The organism is Cyclobacterium sediminis (genome assembly GCF_054781075.1).
Genome location: NZ_BAAGVC010000044.1, coordinates 229,552 through 248,892, shown reverse-complemented (window position 1 = coordinate 248,892; position 19,341 = coordinate 229,552). Strand labels below are relative to the sequence as shown.

12 protein-coding genes are annotated in these 19,341 nt (G+C 37.8%); 2 read left to right on the top strand and 10 right to left on the bottom strand.

The annotated features are described in order from the left end of the window. Nucleotides 1-282: 282 nt before the first annotated feature. From ACYVHJ_RS23060 to ACYVHJ_RS23020, 9 genes are all read right to left on the bottom strand, one after another. Nucleotides 283-2,280, bottom strand: a complete 1,998-nt coding sequence (locus tag ACYVHJ_RS23060; protein WP_460519849.1) for a RagB/SusD family nutrient uptake outer membrane protein — start codon at nucleotides 2,278-2,280, stop codon at nucleotides 283-285. 12 nt (nucleotides 2,281-2,292) lie between these two features. Continuing rightward, on the bottom strand, nucleotides 2,293-5,802 hold the full coding sequence (locus tag ACYVHJ_RS23055) for a SusC/RagA family TonB-linked outer membrane protein (RefSeq protein ID WP_460519846.1): 3,510 nt from the start codon (nucleotides 5,800-5,802) through the stop codon (nucleotides 2,293-2,295). A 136-nt stretch (nucleotides 5,803-5,938) separates the two neighbouring features. Beyond that, nucleotides 5,939-6,907 (bottom strand): FecR family protein, encoded by a 969-nt coding sequence (locus ACYVHJ_RS23050; RefSeq protein WP_460519843.1) that lies wholly within the window; start codon nucleotides 6,905-6,907, stop codon nucleotides 5,939-5,941. A 167-nt stretch (nucleotides 6,908-7,074) separates the two neighbouring features. Next, the gene (locus tag ACYVHJ_RS23045) at nucleotides 7,075-7,635 is read right to left on the bottom strand and encodes an RNA polymerase sigma-70 factor (RefSeq protein WP_460519840.1); all 561 of its coding nucleotides are present in this window, start codon (nucleotides 7,633-7,635) and stop codon (nucleotides 7,075-7,077) included. Nucleotides 7,636-7,965: 330 nt separating this feature from the next. Then, complete coding sequence (locus ACYVHJ_RS23040) at nucleotides 7,966-8,850, bottom strand: glycerophosphodiester phosphodiesterase (RefSeq protein WP_460519837.1); 885 nt, start codon at nucleotides 8,848-8,850, stop codon at nucleotides 7,966-7,968. 301 nt (nucleotides 8,851-9,151) lie between these two features. Further along, a complete protein-coding gene (uxuA, locus tag ACYVHJ_RS23035; RefSeq protein ID WP_460519834.1) occupies nucleotides 9,152-10,306 on the bottom strand; it encodes a mannonate dehydratase in 1,155 nt (384 codons plus the stop codon). Nucleotides 10,307-10,325: 19 nt separating this feature from the next. Then, nucleotides 10,326-11,747, bottom strand: a complete 1,422-nt coding sequence (locus ACYVHJ_RS23030) for a Gfo/Idh/MocA family protein (protein WP_460519831.1) — start codon at nucleotides 11,745-11,747, stop codon at nucleotides 10,326-10,328. A 56-nt stretch (nucleotides 11,748-11,803) separates the two neighbouring features. Beyond that, a complete protein-coding gene (locus tag ACYVHJ_RS23025; RefSeq protein WP_460519828.1) occupies nucleotides 11,804-12,676 on the bottom strand; it encodes a ThuA domain-containing protein in 873 nt (290 codons plus the stop codon). 37 nt (nucleotides 12,677-12,713) lie between these two features. Next, a complete protein-coding gene (locus ACYVHJ_RS23020) occupies nucleotides 12,714-13,961 on the bottom strand; it encodes a DUF6807 domain-containing protein (RefSeq protein WP_460519825.1) in 1,248 nt (415 codons plus the stop codon). 367 nt (nucleotides 13,962-14,328) lie between these two features. Here ACYVHJ_RS23020 and ACYVHJ_RS23015 point away from each other — a divergent pair, with 367 nt between their 5' ends. After that, nucleotides 14,329-15,354 carry a LacI family DNA-binding transcriptional regulator gene (locus tag ACYVHJ_RS23015; protein ID WP_339901426.1) on the top strand — a complete coding sequence of 342 codons (1,026 nt, stop codon included), beginning with the start codon at nucleotides 14,329-14,331 and terminating at the stop codon, nucleotides 15,352-15,354. 65 nt (nucleotides 15,355-15,419) lie between these two features. Here ACYVHJ_RS23015 and ACYVHJ_RS23010 read toward each other — a convergent pair whose 3' ends face one another. Further along, nucleotides 15,420-18,203 (bottom strand): alpha/beta hydrolase family protein, encoded by a 2,784-nt coding sequence (locus ACYVHJ_RS23010; RefSeq protein WP_460519821.1) that lies wholly within the window; start codon nucleotides 18,201-18,203, stop codon nucleotides 15,420-15,422. A 415-nt stretch (nucleotides 18,204-18,618) separates the two neighbouring features. Here ACYVHJ_RS23010 and ACYVHJ_RS23005 point away from each other — a divergent pair, with 415 nt between their 5' ends. Further along, nucleotides 18,619-19,092 carry an Lrp/AsnC ligand binding domain-containing protein gene (locus tag ACYVHJ_RS23005; protein WP_014022680.1) on the top strand — a complete coding sequence of 158 codons (474 nt, stop codon included), beginning with the start codon at nucleotides 18,619-18,621 and terminating at the stop codon, nucleotides 19,090-19,092. Nucleotides 19,093-19,341 lie beyond the last annotated feature (249 nt).

Here is a 19,341-nt window from a genome sequence, read left to right as displayed (position 1 = left end):
TCCTTTAAAAAGTGCTTGATCGCTTTTGGATTATTTATTGCAGCTAGCATCCCGAGAGGATTAGGAATTGCTGAGATTAGCCTGTTTTCAAAAAACTAAGTAATTAATTGCCTTAAACTCCGCTCCAAGAGATTAAATTATACCCTTCAAAGGTAAATACTTTCCAAACTCCTATTTTATAGATATCCTTCTACAAGGAAAATATACTGTTCGTTATAAAAAAAAGCAACACCCAAAAGGGTATTGCTTTTTTAGAAATTCTAGTTTTATACGAGTAAGTAATTACTCCAATGCACCTTCATTGGCCTGAAGTGACCATCCCGGATTTTGGTAAATCACAGAATTTGAAGGATCTCCACTTGGGGAAGTAATAATAAAATGTTGGATAGCAATTGGCTCCAAGTAATGAGCGTTGGCCCATTTGTACCCCTCTTTTACAAGGTTGGTACCACCAAGCATAATTCTGTAGGGAAGCAGGTAATCACTTTCATCAGGATTGGAAACATTTGGAGTAGCGGAACCATTTGTTCCGGCAGGAATCAATAAAGTTTCATTGGTCTCTTCATCCACGTACCAACTTTGCATAGGACCCCAAAGTTTGAATCCTTTTACGATATAAGGATCTGTTTTAAGTTGGTCCAAAGCTCTCCAACGTTTTAGGTCGAAGAATCTCATGCCTTCAGCAATCAACTCGTTTCTTCTTTCTCTTCTGATATTGTACAAAATAGGATCTGAGAGCATTTCTCCTGCAGAATAAGCACCCATATCCCCTTCAGCTTCCATGCTAATCACGGTATTGGCAATGGTAAGATTAAAGTCAGGACTAACACCAGCCCTCACCCTAAGTGCTTCCCAATAAGCTGCGGCTTTGGCATCAATGCTTCCTTTGGCTAGGTAAGAGGCTTCAATATAATTCAGGTATGCTTCTGCTGCTCTGAACACCATAGAACCTACAGTTCCTGCTTCACCTACTGTTTGAGAAGGCAAATAACTAAAGCCTTTCTTAATACCGTATCCCGTTACATATTTGGTTTCTTGGTTACCAATAATTTCAGGCTCAGTAATAAGGACAGGTGATCCATCGGCATTGGTTTGGCCTTTTAATCTTACTTCACCTTCATCCTTCATAAATAACTGAAGCCTGTTGTCCCTATCTTCCTTTACATCGGCAATAAAATCGTCACCTTTGTATCCAGACCCATCAGCATATATTGGTAGTCCATTGGCCATCAAAAAGCTTTCCACCAAACCTTTGGTATATCCGGTATTGCCTCCATTAGAATTGATATAAGCATTGATATTGTGACGAATGCCCAGTGTATGGTCATATTGCCTCCAAAGTAATACTTCATCATACTGACTCATGTCCAGGTCCCCAAACATTTTATGGTAAGGGTTTTCTGAGGAATCATAACCATCGTCTAAGGTATTGGGAGTCAAAGATACCTGATCAGCAACCTGCTCAGCTGCTTCCATGGCTTCTCCAAGGAAATAATCAATTTCCTGGTCTATATCCAGACTGAAATTAGGGTTATCACCCTCTCCAGGCCAACCCGGACCACCGGGTACATGAGCTGTACCTTTATGATAAAGCAACCATGTGGCTTCATGTAAGGCAACCCTTGATTTGAAAGTCAGTGCTGCCAATTGGTTGATTCTGTTTTTTCCCCCGGGAGGGCTTACCAATAGTAGATTGATAGCAGAATCAAGGTCAGAAATGATAAACCTTGCCACTTCATTTCTTGGTTTCCTCATGGAAACTTCAGTCAAAGTTTCCAAATCATCAGGAAGAGTATTTTTAACTATTGGAAAATCCCCCAAGTTTTGAACCTTATTAAAGTATTCATAGGCTCTAAGAAAATAGCCTTCTCCTACATAATGTTCCACATTGGAGGTATTTCCTGAAATCTCACCGGATTTCAATCGAGGTACAACCGTCTCCAGGAAATAATTCATGTCTCTAATTTGTCCAAAACCCCATGAACCACCAGTTTGACCGATTCTATATTCTCCGGGTATCCACCTATTGCTTGCATTGGTAGTGGCCTGATTATCTGTATGGTTGTCATAGCCAAAGGTACCTACATTCCATCCGGAATGCGTAGGAAAGGCATAATTGGCAATGGTGTATGCTGCCAAATCAGCTTCTGAGTGCAGGTAAGCTTCAGGTGTAACTACGGATAAAGGCTCTCTTTCCAGAAACTCATTACAAGACATATTCAACAATGGCAATACCATTGCTAAGGCTATATATAATTTAGATTTTATATGTATTCTCATCACAAATTCTCTTTAGAAGTTAACATTTAGACCCAATGAATAAACAGTTGAGAAAGGATAGGTTTTGCCATCATTCCAGCCGGATAATCCTACTGATTCAGGATCAAATATTTTAGACATTTTAGAGAAGGTCAAAAGATTTTCCCCTGAGACATAAAAGCGAGCGTTGCCTATACCGAGTCTGGAAACAATTGCTGATGGAAGGCTGTAACCAATTTGTAAGTTTTTAAGCCTCATATAGGCTGCACTTTGTAAAAACCTGGTTTGCGTTTGGTTATTTTTTCCGTTATCAAAGACTGGTCTCGGAAAATAGGAGTCAAGATTCACATCTGCTAAGCCAGCTTGTACCATTGGCGAATTCTCATCCCTGTAAAAGTCCATGTGCTCCATAAATCCAGCTGCCTGCCACATATTCTGACCTCCGGTTCCCCAAAAGTAAGGTCCGTTTGGCATCCAGTCTCTTTTAGCTACACCCTGAATAAAAATTCTGAAATCCCAATTTCTATATTGTCCGGAAAGGTCCAGGCTATATCTGAATCGAGGAGTAGAATTTCCTATTATTTTTCTATCACCTGAATCACCAAGTGTATTGCTTCCGCCATTAACCGTTCCATCACCATTCACGTCTTTGTACATGATATCACCAGCCATCCAGTTGGTACCCATTTGGTTTTGGTTGGTTGTTTCCAAGTGCTGATCCATTTCTGCTTGATCTTTTGCAATTCCAACTGTCTCATAGCCCCAAATATTGCCACTCAATTCACCTTCATACCATTGACTGAGGTTGTAGGTATCATTGGGATATTTTGTGACTTTCATTTGATCGTCAGAAAGCACACCTCTCACAGAATAATTAAAGTCTCCGATATTGTCTCTCCAGGTAGATTCAAATTCAAATCCCCAAGATTTTAAATCTGCATTATTGATAAGCGGAACACCTGTTCCCAAAATGGCAGGTAACTCCTGGGCAGGGCCCACCATGTCCAGAGTTAATCGGGTGAAATAATCAAAATTCAGGGTCAGGCGGTTATCAAACATCCCCAGATCCAGCCCTATATTGTAGCTTCTCACTCTTTCCCAAGTCATAAACCTACTGATTAAACCAGGAGCAGAAGCAGTATTTGGTCTAATACCATTCACTAACCAACTTCCTGAATTAACTGAGAAAGGCTGCGTGAGGTAAAAAGGATACCAACTTGAAGTGTTCTGGTTACCTAGTTCTCCATAAGAACCCCTGATTTTAAACATTTGAATTTTGTCGTCCCAAGTCCAAAAATCTTCTCTGGCCAAATTATAACCTACTGATGCAGAATTAAATAAATTCCATCTTAAATCTTGAATAAACCTGGAAGAGCCATCGTACCTGGAATTGAATTCAAATAGGTATTTTTCTTTGTAGTTATAGTTCAATCTTCCAAAGAAACCGGCGGTTGCCCAGTGATTAAGAGCCCCAGCATTTTGAAAATTGTCAGTAGCCGTATTGATAGAAATTACAGTGGGTGTAATTAAACCCGTTCTACTTGCACTAATGTTTCTGTATTTATTCAATTCAGAATTGAAACCGGCCATTAATTTAAAATTATGGCCTTCACCAACCTCAAAGCTGTAATCAGAATAGATATTTGTGGTAAAGAAATCCTCTTTCTGATTGAATTGACTTACTGCAGTATGTCCTGCAGCATTCCAGAATACAGGTGCAGGATATGTTTCCCCATCTACATCATAAGCAAAAGCTGGTAAAACGTTTGTGTCATTATTGGTGTTAATCAACCTATAGTTTAAACTGGCGATGATATTCCAGTTTTCTTTAGGGGTATAGGTCAATTGACCCTGCATATAATAGAAGTCTTTCAGGTTGTTTACCCTACCTCCTGTTTTCATCTGATTGATTTCAGAAGGATAGGAATAATAGCCATTGGGATCTTTTACCGGCACAGTTGGCCACCTTCTGGCAACATTGTGGTAGAACAAGTTATTCAAATGCATGGCTTTTGTGAAGTTCTCTCTCACAAACCTATTGTTATATAAAAAGGAAAGCTTGTCATTGATTTTAAGGTCAACTTTCGCAGTAATTCCGTACCTGTTGAAATTATCGTCTGCGTGTCTGGTAAGTCCTCCTTGATCCAAATAATTGGCTGAAACATAATATTTGGCATTTTCACTTCCACCATTCACACTCAAATTGTGCTCCTGACTGAAAGTCATGGACTTGTATTGCTCTGCAAACCAATCGGTATTACCGTTGGAAGCAGAATAATATTGCCAACGTTCTCCATTATTATCCGGTATAGTAGAAGTTTCCAATGTACCGTTTTGGTATTGAACAATGCGATCTATGGTTTCATCGTCAAAAATGGGGCTTCTACCGGCATGGTAGGCCGCTTCATTATAATACAAAGCAAATGTATGTGAATCCATCATTTCAGGTAAACCTCTAGGCTGGCCAAAGCGGAAGTTATTGTTGTAATTCACTTTAGCTTTTCCTTCTTTACCACTTTTAGTTGTTACTAAGATCACCCCAAACGCTGCTCTTGAACCATAAACAGAAGCTGCAGCTGCATCTTTTAGCACGGTAATATTTTCAATATCCTGCGGGTTAAGCGCATTCAAATCTCCATCCATTCCATCGATTAATACCAAAGGAGAAGATGTAGAGCCCTGACCTATAGTACCGGCACCTCTAATATTGAAGTTCAAAGATTGGTTCAATTCACCTCCAAGACCACCTGTTTGTAAGTTTAGTCCCGGAATGACGCCTTGAAGCATTTGTCCAACGTTCTGTACCGGCCTTTCTGCAATTACACCTGCATCTATGGTAGTTACTGCTCCTGTTAAGTTAGCCTTTTTCTGCTCCCCGAAACCGACAACAACCACTTCATTCAATGAAGAAATTTCTTCAACGAGCGTTACATTTATTTCGCTTTGAGATCCCACCTTAATCTGCTGAGCTTCGTAACCTATAAAAGAAAAAACCAATTCAGACCCTTCAGGAACACTGATGGAGTATTTTCCATCCAAATCCGTAGCGGTACCTATGGAGGTTCCCGGTATAGATACTGTTACCCCTGGTATTGGGGCACCGGTTTCATCCACAACCGTACCTCTAATAGCTATAGCAACTTTTTCGATTTTATTTTCTGCTAAAACCGGTGACAGTTTATCAACTTTTGGCTGCTTTATTACGTATATATTTTCATTGACTCTTTTAAAGTCAAAAGCCACTATGGTAGATAGCTTTTCAAGCGCCTCTTTCAGGTTTGAGGATACACTTAAGCTAACCTTGGTTTTGTCTGTCAAGACAGATTGGTTGTAAGCAAAAACCAAATCAGTTTGCTTTTCTAACTTGCTCAGTACTTCTACCAACGATTCTCCATTGGCATACAACTGAACCTGATAATCTTCCAGACTTTGACTGGAAGAGGGTTCTGCCACCAAGGTCTGGATTCCCAACAACATGGGTAAGAAGAGTTTTAAAGTTTGTTTTGTAATACGCACAATTATCCTCAGTAAATAATTTTTCATACTTTTATAAGGTTAAATTAATAAATGTAGGTTTTAGCCGGACTCGGATATTACCTTTTGATTTAATCCCGGGACTGTTGCAGCAGTTCCGGATCTTTTTGGTTTAAAATTATTAAGCTTACATAGGCAGTCTCGTTTAATTGATGCAACTTTTATAGTTTATAATAATCTTTCTTTCGTCTACTTTTTCCCAATCAAAATCAACTATGTTTTTTAATCCATAAAGAATTGAGTAAAGGCTTTTATTGGAATAGGTGGAACGGATGGTGCAGGATTCATCTACGTCTCCTTGTATTTCAATTTGAATGTGATACATGGATCCAATAGTGGCTATTACCTCTTCAAAAGGCACAAAGTCAAAAGACATTTTTTCAGCTTTCCAGGCCAGCTCTTCATCAATATCAACCTCTTCCACATCAACTTTTTCTTTGAACCGGTTGACAGTTGCTTTTTGGTTCGGGGCGATTCGATTTAATTTTGCCCCTTCAGTGAGATCATTTGTTACACCAACCTTTCCACTGGCAACTATCACTTCCACCAATTCCTCATTGGTTGCATTAATATTAAAGGAAGTTCCTAATACCCGTGTTAAAACGCCATTGCTAATTACCTCAAATGGTTTTTGCTTGTTTTTCACTACATCAAAAAACCCTTCTCCCTCTAAGATCACCTCTCTTTTGTCTTCGGAGAATTTCAGTGGAAAACGGATGCGAGAATTGGTATTTAAAAAAACTGTAGAACCATCCGGTAAGGTAAAGGTTCCTTTCTGAGTTTGACTGGTTACTTTATCTACCCAATCTTGGTCATTATTACTTCCAAAGCCGGAAGACAATAAAATATAGGTAAGTGAAAAACCGATCAATAAAACTGCTGCCCATTTAAGAATGGTCAAGGGTTTAAAGGAAACCTGCTTACTCTTTCTCCTTTCATCAATTCTTAGCTTGACATTGTTTTTCAGGACCTGTTCCTCTGCCGGAGAAAGTGACCAATCTATTTCCCGCCTTTGAATTAGATCTAATATCTGTCTTATTTGATCTATTTCTTCTCTACTAGCCTCTCCATTGGCCTGCTTCTTTAGTAAAGTAATAAATATTTCTTTGTTCATTGATTTCATGCTTGTCAAAATATAAGTAACATCAAACGCACTTCACACTTAGAAAATAAAAAATTTATTTAAACAAAAAGGTACTTTTAATAATTTATTAAGTAAACTAACGGCGTATTTTTAAATTATAATTTTAAATAAAATAGAAATTAAAAAAAATATACAAATTACAGATTGAAAATTTGAGAAAAACAAAAAAATATTCCGTTCATATTATTTTTAATAAATTTTAAGGCTTTATTCAAATGGGCTTCAACTGTTCGGATTGATATATTCAATTGGCCGGCAATTTCTTTGTTGGACATTTGTTCTTCTCTACTTAGAATAAAAACTTTCCTACACTTAGCGGGTAATTGATTGATGATAACCTCCAAATTTGACGCCATCTCTTTTTCTTCCAAAAGCAAATCTACACCCAAATTATCCGGCAAATGATTAAAAAACTGTTCAAGATCAGTCGTTGGTTTTAAGTTCCTAATGGCATTCATCGCTTGAAATTTTACCGCCCTAAATAGATAGCTCTCTAGCTTTTCAATTTCATTTGACTGCGCCCTTTCCCATAACTTTACAAATACCTCTTGTACAATATCTTCGCAAACAATCTGGTCCTCAAAAATTTTAAAGGCATAAACATATAGCTTCTTCCAATACTTCTCGTAAATAGCATTGAAAGCTTCCTCTTTCCCTTTATAAAGGAGACGACTAAGATCTTTATCAGTTAAGTTCAATTAGCTTTATAGGACATTTTGACCGCTAAATAAAGCTATTTTTTATTTATCAAAAAAATTAAAATTTCACGAAATAACTAAAATAAAATGATTAAGGAATTTCTATTACCCAGCCCTTCAAAAGGAAAGAGATCAGGCTTAACACCTGATTACAAACAAATTAGCTATCAAATAAAAATGAGATCTAAAAAAATCGGTAATGTCAATTTCTTTTAAATTATAAATTTTTTGGAATAAAATTCCGGAAAGTTTTGCCACCTATCCTGCCTAGAAAGGCTCCACTTAATAGTGACCATTCATTGCCACCCAAAGCTCAAATAAATCTTTTAATTAAGGTTTCTTTAGAGCACTATAACTGGGAACCACGGGTTTAACCCCAAATTCATCGGCATATTGCATGGCCGTAACTATGTCATTGACTAAGGGAAACTCAATTCCCAGGTCAAACAATTGCTTAAAAACCTCAGGGTTATCTGTCCCAAAATAATTGATACCTATACCTTTTTCATGAAGGCTTTTGGTATAACTTTTAAAATCCGGAGTAATCGCACCCTTTAATTGAATAAAATTGGCATTCATAGCAATGGTTCCTTCAACATAGTCTAACCCTCCCGATTGCCTCTCCATATTGCAAATCAAGATTTTGTCTGATACTGACCTGGCCCCTTTTGCCGCATCTGCCATCACTGCCATGACTGCCTGATGCGTTTTGCCCATTTCAAGAATAAGAGCCGCCACCTTTTTACCCAACTCATACCCACCTTTAAGGTGAACATTTAACCAAATATTAGCAGGCATCATCTCTAAAACTTCTCTTAATACAGGCACCTTGGTCCCAGAAAAAGCTTTGTCCTTCCAGCTTCCTGCATCCAAACTTCTAATGTCCCTTGAATCCATCAAGGCTACTTCCCCACTTCCATTGGTAGTCCTGTCCAATGTCCCATCATGCATAATGATAAGGGCAGAATCCTTGCTAAATTGAACATCAAACTCAATCATCTGAGCACCTGAGGCGATGGATTGTTCAAATGCCGGAATGGTGTTTTCAGGATGACTTGTCATGGCTCCTCTGTGCGCACAAAAGCCTTTTATTGGCATTTCAATGTTTTGTCCCAGGCTATTGTGTAGCATCAATGGATTGAGAATTAAAGCCAAAATAATAAGGCCTAAAATACCGCCATCAAACGCTACCTTAAAGGAAATTTTACTTATCATTGGTTTTTGGAAGGACATTTTTTCTTCGAATGGGTTAATCAATTTGCTTTATTGCAATGAAATAACAAGGTAATTCCCTTTTCTCAAAATTTCAAACGATTATTATACTGAAGGAGCCAAATAATTCTATTGTTAACAAGAACTTGATAATTATTTAAAAGGAGGTTTCATGCCTTTTAGAAAAATTTTGATTTTCTGAATTGTAGATTAGCACAAAACCGGAGCTAAATTAGCACCAATAGTCCAATTGATTTTGAAACGTATAGTTGAGCCTATGACAGGTTTATCCCTAAACCAACTACTACCTATCCAAACCTATTTCCAATCCCCTTAGCTCAGCCAAACCTTTCAAACGACCAATGGCTGAATACCCCGGATTGGTTTCCTTCTTAAGGTCATCCAATATTTGATGGCCATGGTCAGGTCTATAGAAGATAGGCCTCTCTCGGTTTTTATTCAAGGCTATTAGTTGTTGCATAATCGCAGCCATGTCTACATCACCATCTAAGTGTTCCGCTTCATAAAAATCCCCTCTACTGTTCTTTTTAACATTTCTCAAATGAGCAAAATGTACCCTATCACCAATTCTAGAAAGAATATCCGGTAGTGCATTGTGCCCTCCTGCACCAAGTGAACCAGTACAAAAACAAATTCCATTAAAGGATTCGGGAACCTGGCTAATAATGTATAGTAAGTCCTCCTTATCTGAAGCAATTCTAGGCAAACCTAAAATGGGATATGGAGGATCATCAGGATGAATGGTCATGGTGATTTCTTCCGTTTCACAGGTCTGTTGTATGGACTTCAGAAAAAAAACAAGGTTATCCCTCAGTCCTGATTTCCCTATTTTTGCATAGATGCCAATGCTTTTCATCAAGTCTTCCTTAGACATGCTTTTTTCGGTAGGCACTCCCATGAGTACAATATCTGAGAGTTCCTTTTTTCTAACCTTGCTCATTTCGGCCCATCGACTTGTAGCTGATTCTACAACTTCTTCGGAATAAAACGAAAAGGCATTCTTCCGTTGCAGTATGAAATGATCAAAAGCCGCTAAATCCGCCCAATCAAAATACAATGCTTTAGCTCCATTGGCTAATGAATACGAGAGGTCTGTCCTAGTCCAATCCAGCACAGGCATAAAATTATAACAAACAAGGTTTAGGCCTGCTTTAGAGAGGTTTTTTAAGGTTTGAATATAATTTTCTATATAAAATTCGCTCTCTTCATTTCTGGTTTTAATGGCTTCATGTACAGGTACAGACTCTACAATAGACCATTTTAAACCTACCGATTGGATAAGGGCTTTTCTTTCCAAAATATCTTCCAGAGGCCAAACTTCTCCATGGGGTATATAATGCAAGGCAGAAACTACATCTGTAGCTCCTGCCTGCTGTATATCTCTAAGACTTACCGGGTCATTGGGACCAAACCAACGCCAGCTTTGATTTAATGTCATATTTACTATAATGGTTGGATCATATTACATTATTCGTTCCATAAGGGTACCTCTGAGGACGAGATAGCATTGCATTGGCCTCATCGTCGTTTTTAAATTTCTCCTTAACAGGATCCCAATACAGTTTCCTAGGAAGTTTCATGGCTATATGAGAAACCAAACAAGCACTGCATGACCTATGCGCTACTTCTACTGGGGCGATGGGCTGCTCTCTTGAAACGATACAGTCAAGCCAATTTTTATGTTGTTCTTCACTTTCATAAAGATGGATCTCATCAGGCCCTATTTCAGAAGTAAGAATCTTTTGGTCACTCGCTTTAAATGCCTCACTTGCTTTGCCTCCGGGTACCGGATCACTGGCTGTCACACCAACATTTCCTCTTGCAACAAAAATCCAGCCTTCGGTTCCTTCAAATCGAACACCATTGGGATAATCTCCACTCACTTCCATAATAACATCATTGTCATACTTGGCCTTAACATGGAAATCACCATGAACTGACCATAAGCCTTCAGTAGGAAATGAAGCTGTCGCTTCAACTTCAATTGGGCCGGAATACTCTTTACCCATTCCCCAATGGGCAATATCCAAATGATGGGCTCCCCAACCTGTAATCATCCCTGCACCAAACTGCTCGCAACGTAACCAACCGGGCCTGGAAGTAATTTCATTTTGAGAATGAACGCGATCCAGCGTATAAGGCACCCAAGGTGTTGAACCTAACCACATTTCATAATTAAGGTTTTCTGGAATCGGCATCTCAGATGCAATTCCTCCAGCCGGATCTCCGGGCAAACCAATAAAGATTTTTTCAACTTTTCCTATACGACCATTGCGAACCAATTCACATGCTCTTTTAAATTGTGGCCAGGGGTTTTGAGACCGTTGCTGACTCCCCATTTGAAAAACAGCACCTGTCCTATGCACCGTATCACTCAGCATTCTACCCTCTTCAATGGTTAGAGAGGTGGGTTTTTGCAAGTAGATATCTTTTCCTGCAAGAGCTGCTTCCATAGCCGGCTGCGCATGCCAATGATCCGGAGTACTGATGATCACCGCATCTAAATCCTTGCGTTGAATCATTTCCTTGTAATCGTCATAGACACTGACGTCAATATATTTGGCTTTACCGGTCTTTTTCTCGTATACTCCTTCAATCCACTTCTTACCTTGTAAACCACGATTGCTGTCCACATCAGCCACTGCTATTACCCTTGCAATGTCATTCTTAATTGTTTCAGGCAGGTCATGGGTCTTGCCAATCCTTCCAAAACCAATTTGACCGATATTGATCTTATTGCTTGGCGCATTTTTTCCTAATACTGAAGCGGGAACAATGGTTGGAAACCCTGTAGCGGCCAAAGAAGCAGCTATTGCTCCTTTGCCGGTAGATTTTATAAAGTTCCTTCTGGATTCACTGTTATTTTTGAGGTTTTTCATAGAAACATTTTTTTTTCGTTCTATAGACTTATAGCTACTTATGGATAATTATTATTTTATTTAAATTGTACGGGACTGTCCCAAGCTTTAGCATAAGCTTGGGTATAGTCCTTTTTGTTTATGCGACCGGCTACATAGTTCATCCCCTGATAAATATGTTTTAAAAACACAGGGTTTTCATAGTCATCTTTATGATGACCTAAAGCTGTCACCCATGCAACCCCCCCATCAAAGTCTTGATGCCATACGGCTGGGTAATATCTGTGAAAAGAGGCGGTTAATTCTTTAACTTTATCATTTTGATCTCCATTTAAAGAGGTAAGGTCATGAGCCATTACTACTTTTATTCCGGGATAAAGTTCCTTCATCAGGTAACATTCATCTTCCTTTTTCCAAATATTGGGTAATCCATCCATGGAAACATGACTTGGGTCAATTTTGGTGATGGCAAGCTCTTGGAATTTTGGATGCCAAACAAACCTTCCTCCAATAAGCATTTTGAACCACTCCCAATTTCTTTCCGTACCTACTGCTGAATGAATACCCACGATTCCACCTCCCGATTGAATATACCTTCTGAATGCCAACCGCTGACTGTTATCGGTAAAAACTTCATTGTTTGTACTTGGAAAAACCATTAGATCGATGGTCTTTAGGTTTTCTTCGGTAAAGTAACCCGCATCATCGGTCACCGTTACATTAAATTTATACTTTACCGCCAATTTTTCAAGACTAGCAACAGCAAAAGGAACGTTATCATGAACAAAGCCTTCTCCATTCTTGAAAAAAACCAAAACATTTTTATTCTTTAAGTGATTCTTGGGTGGTTTGGCATCAGCTGAAAAATTACTAAACAAGACAAAGACAGCCATAAAAATGGCCAATTGTACTTGTTTTATAAAAGTTGAATTTCTTGAACGACTTAACATTATCAATGGTTGGTTTAGAACTTATATTAATTGGACACTAAAATTTTTCTATGGTGATTTTTGGAGACTGGGCAAAATGTTTCCAAGCTTCTTCTGCTTCCTCTGGCCCAATTTTCTTCGAAGATACTAAAAACCTGTAATTAAGCTGATAAGCCTTGCCGGAATCAAGCACCCAATCTTTATTTTTTGTAGGAGCAAAATTGGCATACATATCCCCTCTATCATATATATCTTCCGGCCAGATCCTAAGCGGTTCCGGATGATTGAAGTTTGCCGGGTAGGACATCATAACTACAGCCCCATAATCCTCTCCTAGCTCTCCTTGCACAATGCACCACCTTGCCAAGCTGCCATCGGCCGATTTTCTATCCAAACCTTCCGAAGTAATCACTTCACTATTGTACCGGTTCCACAATTCAGTTGCCCGCCAACCTAAGCTTCCATACCTATATTCTTGGAGGACGACTGAATCTTCCGGATTCGTATTCAGCACAATACTAATATCGGCCAAATAATAACTGTCATCTTCTTTTTCTGCAAAAATCCTTACTCCCTGTACCTCAGTAAAAGCTACCTCCGGAACTTCCCTGTCTTTCAAAACCACATGTTCATGCAAAACCTTATAATCTGCATAAACCGGACCTGATGTTTTATTTACAAAATTCGCAAATCTAACAGTGCCCTGCTTATCATTCAAGTTCCAAAAATCAATCGTGTCATTTTTATACCCCACCCTTGTCCAAGGATTCCAAAGGCCATAATGATGGTAATGATCTGAAGGTTGAATTCTTGTCAATGAAAGCCCTTCAGGTGTTCGCATGGGATGTACAAATCCACTTCGGGCATAAGCAGGAGCTACTCCCTCTGGAGGCATGGCCAAACCTTGGTTATATTGCCATAAACCCAAACCTTCTTTTTTGATAACCAGGGCTTTTTCACTTAAATCCAAAGAAAAAAATTGTTCGCCCACTCTTTTATTCTCGGTCTTGCGGAGCTCATAGGTATAGCTTGTTCTTCCTTCTATTGGTTTTACCATCCAAGTCAACTTCCTCCCATTTAGATTATCTAATTGAAAAGGGATTTCATAGGGTTGGTCCTCGCCTATAATTACCAGTGTCAATAGTGAATCCGGTAGCTCTGTGATGGAATTTAAATCTATGGATATAGGGTAAGCAAATTTGGAAGGCACCACATCGTCCAATGATATCTTTGCAAGGGTTTGTCCTTTTCCTACCAAAGGGAGCAAACATACCATTAATGAACAGAGGAGTTGATTTAATTTCATATTGTAGCGTTATTGGGATATTGCATTATACGTCTCTTTCCGTAAACATATCAATATATTTAATTCAATACAACCGATTTCATAAATTATTTTAACACATTTGAAGTAGAAAAACCACTGAAAATGAAATTTTTTAGGTTCAATTTCTATTGACATTGTAAATAATAGTAAGAAAAATGATTAAACAGACAACAATTGGGTAGATATAATTTTATTTTTAGACTTATTTTAAAATTTTACCTTTATTTAAAGGATGAAAATCATTACACAGAAATAGTATGCTTAAATCCCTAACCATTGAAATCGGTTGCATTATTCTATATTTTTAAGTAGTATTATGTCTAATTATCGCCAAGTAACCTAATAAATGGATAAAGAAACAACGATTTACGACATTGCCAAAGTAGTCGGATTGTCCCCTACTACGGTGAGTAGGGCCCTTAGTAACCACCCACGAGTCAAAGAAAATACAAAGGAAAAAATCCTGGCTACGGCAAAAAAAATGGGGTATCAATCCAATATATTCGCTTCCAGTCTTCGTAAAAAAAGGTCAAAAAGCATTGGCGTTATTATTCCGAAATTAAATAGTCCCTTCCAATCCTCGGTTATGGCAGGAATGGAAGAGATCGCAACCCAGGCCGGCTACAACTTGGTAATCAGTCAATCAACTGAGTCTTTGGAAAAGGAAATTTCGAATGCAACAACCATGTTTAATAGCAGAGTTGATGGTCTTTTGGTATCAAAAGCCGGCACTACTGACGATATAGGGCATTTCTCTCCGTTTTTTAAAAAACATATTCCGGTTTTATTTTTTGACAGGGTTCCTGAAAACAACAATTGTACAGGAGTAGTAATCAACAATACCCAAGCCATATACGATGCTACCAGTCATTTAATCAAAGAAGGATGTAAGCGAATTGTCCATGTTTTAGGTAATCTAAAAATAAATGTTTACGCCGATCGCTTAAAAGGATATAAATACGCCCTTTTAGATCACGGTATTGTTCTTGAAGAAAAAAATGTAATCAATAATGACTTAGGAGAAGAATCTGGTGAACGGATTGTTGAACAAATATTAAAACTTGACCCAAAACCGGACGGCCTACTCGTTTCAAATGACACTTGTGCTGCCAGTTGCCTGATGGCTTTGAAAAGAAGAAACATAAAAGTACCCGAGGATATTGCCATTGTAGGTTTCAACAATGACCTAATTTCTAGAATGGTAGAGCCAAACCTTAGCACAATAAATTACCCAAGCTATCATATGGGAGAAGTAGCCATGAAAAACTTAATCAACCACCTGGATGATGAGCATCACGAAATTCTTCAAAAAACCAATACCATTACACTTAGGCATGAATTAATTATCCGTGGCTCGTCAAAAAGGAAATAACTACCTTCCCATTCTTGGAAAAAAAGCATTAATATATTGACAATCAAAAATTAAGTACGGAATTTCTAGTCCTCACTTAACTTATATTTTAAAGTCTTGCCTTTTTCTATGGCCGGAATTCCTTCCGTCATCCATAATGGAGCCTTTGCCCCTTTTAGGTAGTGGTCAAAGAACTGAGACAAGCGAATGCTCAAATCTTTTTTATTTTTTCTTTCTTTAAGGTTATGATCCTCACCATTGTAAACCAACAACCAGGAAGGAACATTATTTCTTTTTAAAGCCATGAAAAACTCAATCCCTTGGTACCAAGGTACAGCACCATCTCTGTCATTGTGCATGATTAGCGTAGGGGTTTCTACTCGATCAGTAAAAAACAATGGAGAGTTTTCAATAAAATGCGAAGGCTTTTCCCAAAGTGTCCCTCCTATTCTTGACTGGGTTTGTTCGTATTGAAACATCCGACTCATCCCTGAACCCCAGCGAATACCTCCATAGGCAGAGGTCATGTTCACAACAGGGGCTCCTGCTCCTGCTGCTTTAAACATATTGGTCTGGGTAATAACGTATGCCACTTGATAACCACCCCAACTTTGTCCTTGTATTCCAATATTTTCTTTGTCAACAAAACCTTTTGCTATCATTGCCTGGACTCCCGGAACAATACAGTCAAAAGCGCTGGGGCCCGGCAGACCAATTTTGTATTTAATATCCGGTACGAAAACCAAATAGTCATTGCTTACAAAATAGGGGATGTTAATAATGGAAGCTGAAGGTACAGGAGAGTAATAATGGTGCAGTGCATCAGATCTTCTCTCGTAAAAATAAACCATCATGGGATATTTCTTTTGAGGGTCAAAATTTTCAGGCTTAAAAAGCAGGCCTTTCATCGAATCCCCATCATTGGATAAAAAATCTACCAATTCTACTTCTCCCCATTTAATCTTACTTTGCTGCGGATTAATTTCACTTAATTGTTCCTGCTTTCGAAAATTTGCATTGGTATAGAAAACATTAGGGCTGTCTTTAAAAGTAGCCTTTTGATAAATAAAATGACTATGGTCATCAGAAACTTTCAATCCACTGTAATTGGCTTCTCCAAAAATCAATTCTTTGGGCTGTTTATTTCCTTCCCAATCTCCACGAAAATAACCACTACTTTTGCTATCCTGGTCAAAACCTCTTAGCACCATTTCTTTATTTAGCTCATAATAATCCTGTTCAGCATCCAAATTCACCAATCGATAGGTGATGTGGTCATTTTCAGACTCACCCTTGGTAAGGTTTTCAGCTTTTTGTGTCTGCAATGGGTTCACTTTCCATATATGATATTGGCCATAAATGAGAAAATATTGATCAGATGTTGTCCAACCTGCATTTCCATAGCTTCCGGGTAAGGAAGGGCTATCGTGTAGTTGATTGTAAAAATCATCTTCAATTTCCGCTGTGAGGTCAATTTCAATCTTACTTTTTAAATCTATGGCTTTCCAGGAGCTGTCCGGAGCATTGTACCAATACGCATATTTCCCTGCGGGTGAAACCTTTGGCCTACCCATCACATTTTCTTTCAATAATTCCACATCTCCGGTATTCAAATTGATCCTGCTTAGGTCTTCTCCGGATTGGATGTCCCAACTGTAATTCCTTCTGTAAGGGCTGTTGTCACGTTTGATGGCCCAATCCCCTTGTTTAAATCGATTGAAATGCACTTGACTACTATTAGTCCCTCCCAAATCAATGATCTCATCGGTATCGATATGGTAAACGGCGAGATTGCTCTCTTTTTCTTTATTTTTTAGGTTCTTTATTTGCATGGGCTGAATCTCCTTGTCTTGCCAGCCCCAAATATCAATTTCCACCCTTTCTTCCTCCAAAATAGTCGTGTCTTCTGAATAGGGGTAATCTTTGGGCATTGGCTGCCATCCAAAAACCAACAACTTACCGGAACTTGAAAATGCTGGGGAGTAATGTTCACTTATATTATGTGCAGGAACATTCGGCACTTCCTTTAAGACCCTGAGCTCATCCCTGGCATCCAGTAGCATTAATTGATAAGATTTTAACTCCTCTTCAGGAGCTGTTTGGCTAGTCAAAATGGCAAATTGATCTCCTTCTGAAGAAAAGACAGGAAACTTATAAGAAGTTAAATTCTCAATGGGCTTTATCATATGACCGGATTCCAAATGAAGGATGGTTAAGGATTTTGACGCGGCTACAGTATCAAGTACTTTTTTGACCAAATACATGCGCTCCCCATTATCAGAAAAACCATAATCCAATACTTTGGTAAAGTTATAGGTCTTATCTGTGCCAAATTCATGCACCTTTAAATCATATGTCTTGTCGTCTTTTGAATCAGTCTTGTTTGCACTTGAGTCAAGGACTGCCATGGTGGATTGGTGGTAAGCAAACCATCTTTTTTCTTTTTTGGGTAATTTAAAACCTGTGATATCAGAAATTTTTGTTTTTTCTCCACTTTTCAAATTAACGAGCAATAAGCTATCATTTGGGAAATCTTCTTTCTTTACCTTATTGAGTTTTAATTTGCGAATGCTATCCTTTTCCGGTTGAATCAAACCAATCAACCAATCACTGTCTGAAGAAAAAGCCACATTGCTTAGTCGCGGAAAAGATGCTTTATTCTTTTTAGAACTACCCTCAAACAGTTCCAGCCTTCCGTCACCATCTTGTAAGGAAATCTCCAGCGAGACCCAATTTCCATCATTTGATATTTGCTTACTTTTAATGTTCTCCCAGGCATCATAATCCTGATGGTTTAAAGGGCGTTTATTTTCTTGAGCCTTTACATTGTGGAATAAAAATAGCAAAAGCAGGATACAGGGAAATCTCAATCTCAAAATATTTTAAGGGTTTTACAATTTAGAACTAAGATAAACCTTTCCTTACTCCTTTCAATAAAAACAAACAATTTTCAGCAAAAATCATATCGCTCTTTCTTTTAATGGAGAAGTTTTCACACCTAAAAAACACCACCAATGGGGTAAACAATGAAACTACCAATACAAAGGATTTTTCTGTAAAAATTAATCCTTTGTAGTAATTTAAAACTTAAATAATAGTAATTAATTTGGCTTTAAAGGTAGCCGTAGGTTCTATCTTTTAAAATTAATTGATAAAAAACAGGCATCTTATATACGAAAAACAGGAATTCTTATTCTTGAAATCAAAAATAGTTATTAAATTCTTTGACAATTTAATAATTTAACCAGATCTTTATTTTGGAATTAACAATTAACTTAATAAAAAATGGATAAAATTTTAGATATTGACAATGTAGACCTGAAAATAATTTCACTACTCAACAAAGATGCTAAAACCCCATATACCGAGATCGCTAAAAAGGTATTCGTTTCTTCCGGGACTGTTCATGTAAGAATGAGAAAGTTGGAGGACCTTGGGGTTGTTAAGAGCGCAACTTTGAACATTGACTATTCTAAACTAGGTTACGATATTTCTGCATTCCTCGGGATTTACTTAGAAAAAAGCTCCTTATACGATACGGTTATTGAGAAACTAAAAGATATATCAGAGGTCATCAATGCTTATTATACTACCGGTAATTATAGCATCTTCGCCAAAATCATTTGTAAAGACACCAATCATTTAAGGGACGTACTAAACAAAATTCAGTTGGTAGAAGGGATTGACAGGACAGAAACCCTAATTGTTCTTGAAGAAAGTATCAATAGGCCAATTCATTTAATTACCGATAAAAAATAAACTTAAATTAATTATTAAGATTAAATCTAAATAAATTTTTTATTTAGATTTTCATATATTGTATATGGTTTTTTCAATATTCACTATTGAATTCAATAGTATTTTTTAAAATATCAAAGTACTGAAAATCAGGTTTTTAAGTTCCTAAAAAAAAGTATTTTTATATTATTTGACCACTTTTAGAACAATAAAAAATAGATTAATGTTGTATATTTGTGGTTCAAAATATAATTAGTCTAAATAACTCTT

Excerpts from the sequence above, each read along its gene's own strand:
- ACYVHJ_RS23060 (WP_460519849.1), bottom strand. The coding sequence starts at position 2,280 with ATGAGAATACATATAAAATCTAAATTATATATAGCCTTAGCAATGGTA.
- ACYVHJ_RS23055 (WP_460519846.1), bottom strand. The coding sequence starts at position 5,802 with ATGAAAAATTATTTACTGAGGATAATTGTGCGTATTACAAAACAAACT.
- ACYVHJ_RS23050 (WP_460519843.1), bottom strand. The coding sequence starts at position 6,907 with ATGAACAAAGAAATATTTATTACTTTACTAAAGAAGCAGGCCAATGGA.
- ACYVHJ_RS23040 (WP_460519837.1), bottom strand. The coding sequence starts at position 8,850 with ATGATAAGTAAAATTTCCTTTAAGGTAGCGTTTGATGGCGGTATTTTA.
- uxuA (WP_460519834.1), bottom strand. The coding sequence starts at position 10,306 with ATGACATTAAATCAAAGCTGGCGTTGGTTTGGTCCCAATGACCCGGTA.
- ACYVHJ_RS23030 (WP_460519831.1), bottom strand. The coding sequence starts at position 11,747 with ATGAAAAACCTCAAAAATAACAGTGAATCCAGAAGGAACTTTATAAAA.
- ACYVHJ_RS23025 (WP_460519828.1), bottom strand. The coding sequence starts at position 12,676 with ATGTTAAGTCGTTCAAGAAATTCAACTTTTATAAAACAAGTACAATTG.
- ACYVHJ_RS23020 (WP_460519825.1), bottom strand. The coding sequence starts at position 13,961 with ATGAAATTAAATCAACTCCTCTGTTCATTAATGGTATGTTTGCTCCCT.
- ACYVHJ_RS23015 (WP_339901426.1), top strand. The coding sequence starts at position 14,329 with ATGGATAAAGAAACAACGATTTACGACATTGCCAAAGTAGTCGGATTG.
- ACYVHJ_RS23005 (WP_014022680.1), top strand. The coding sequence starts at position 18,619 with ATGGATAAAATTTTAGATATTGACAATGTAGACCTGAAAATAATTTCA.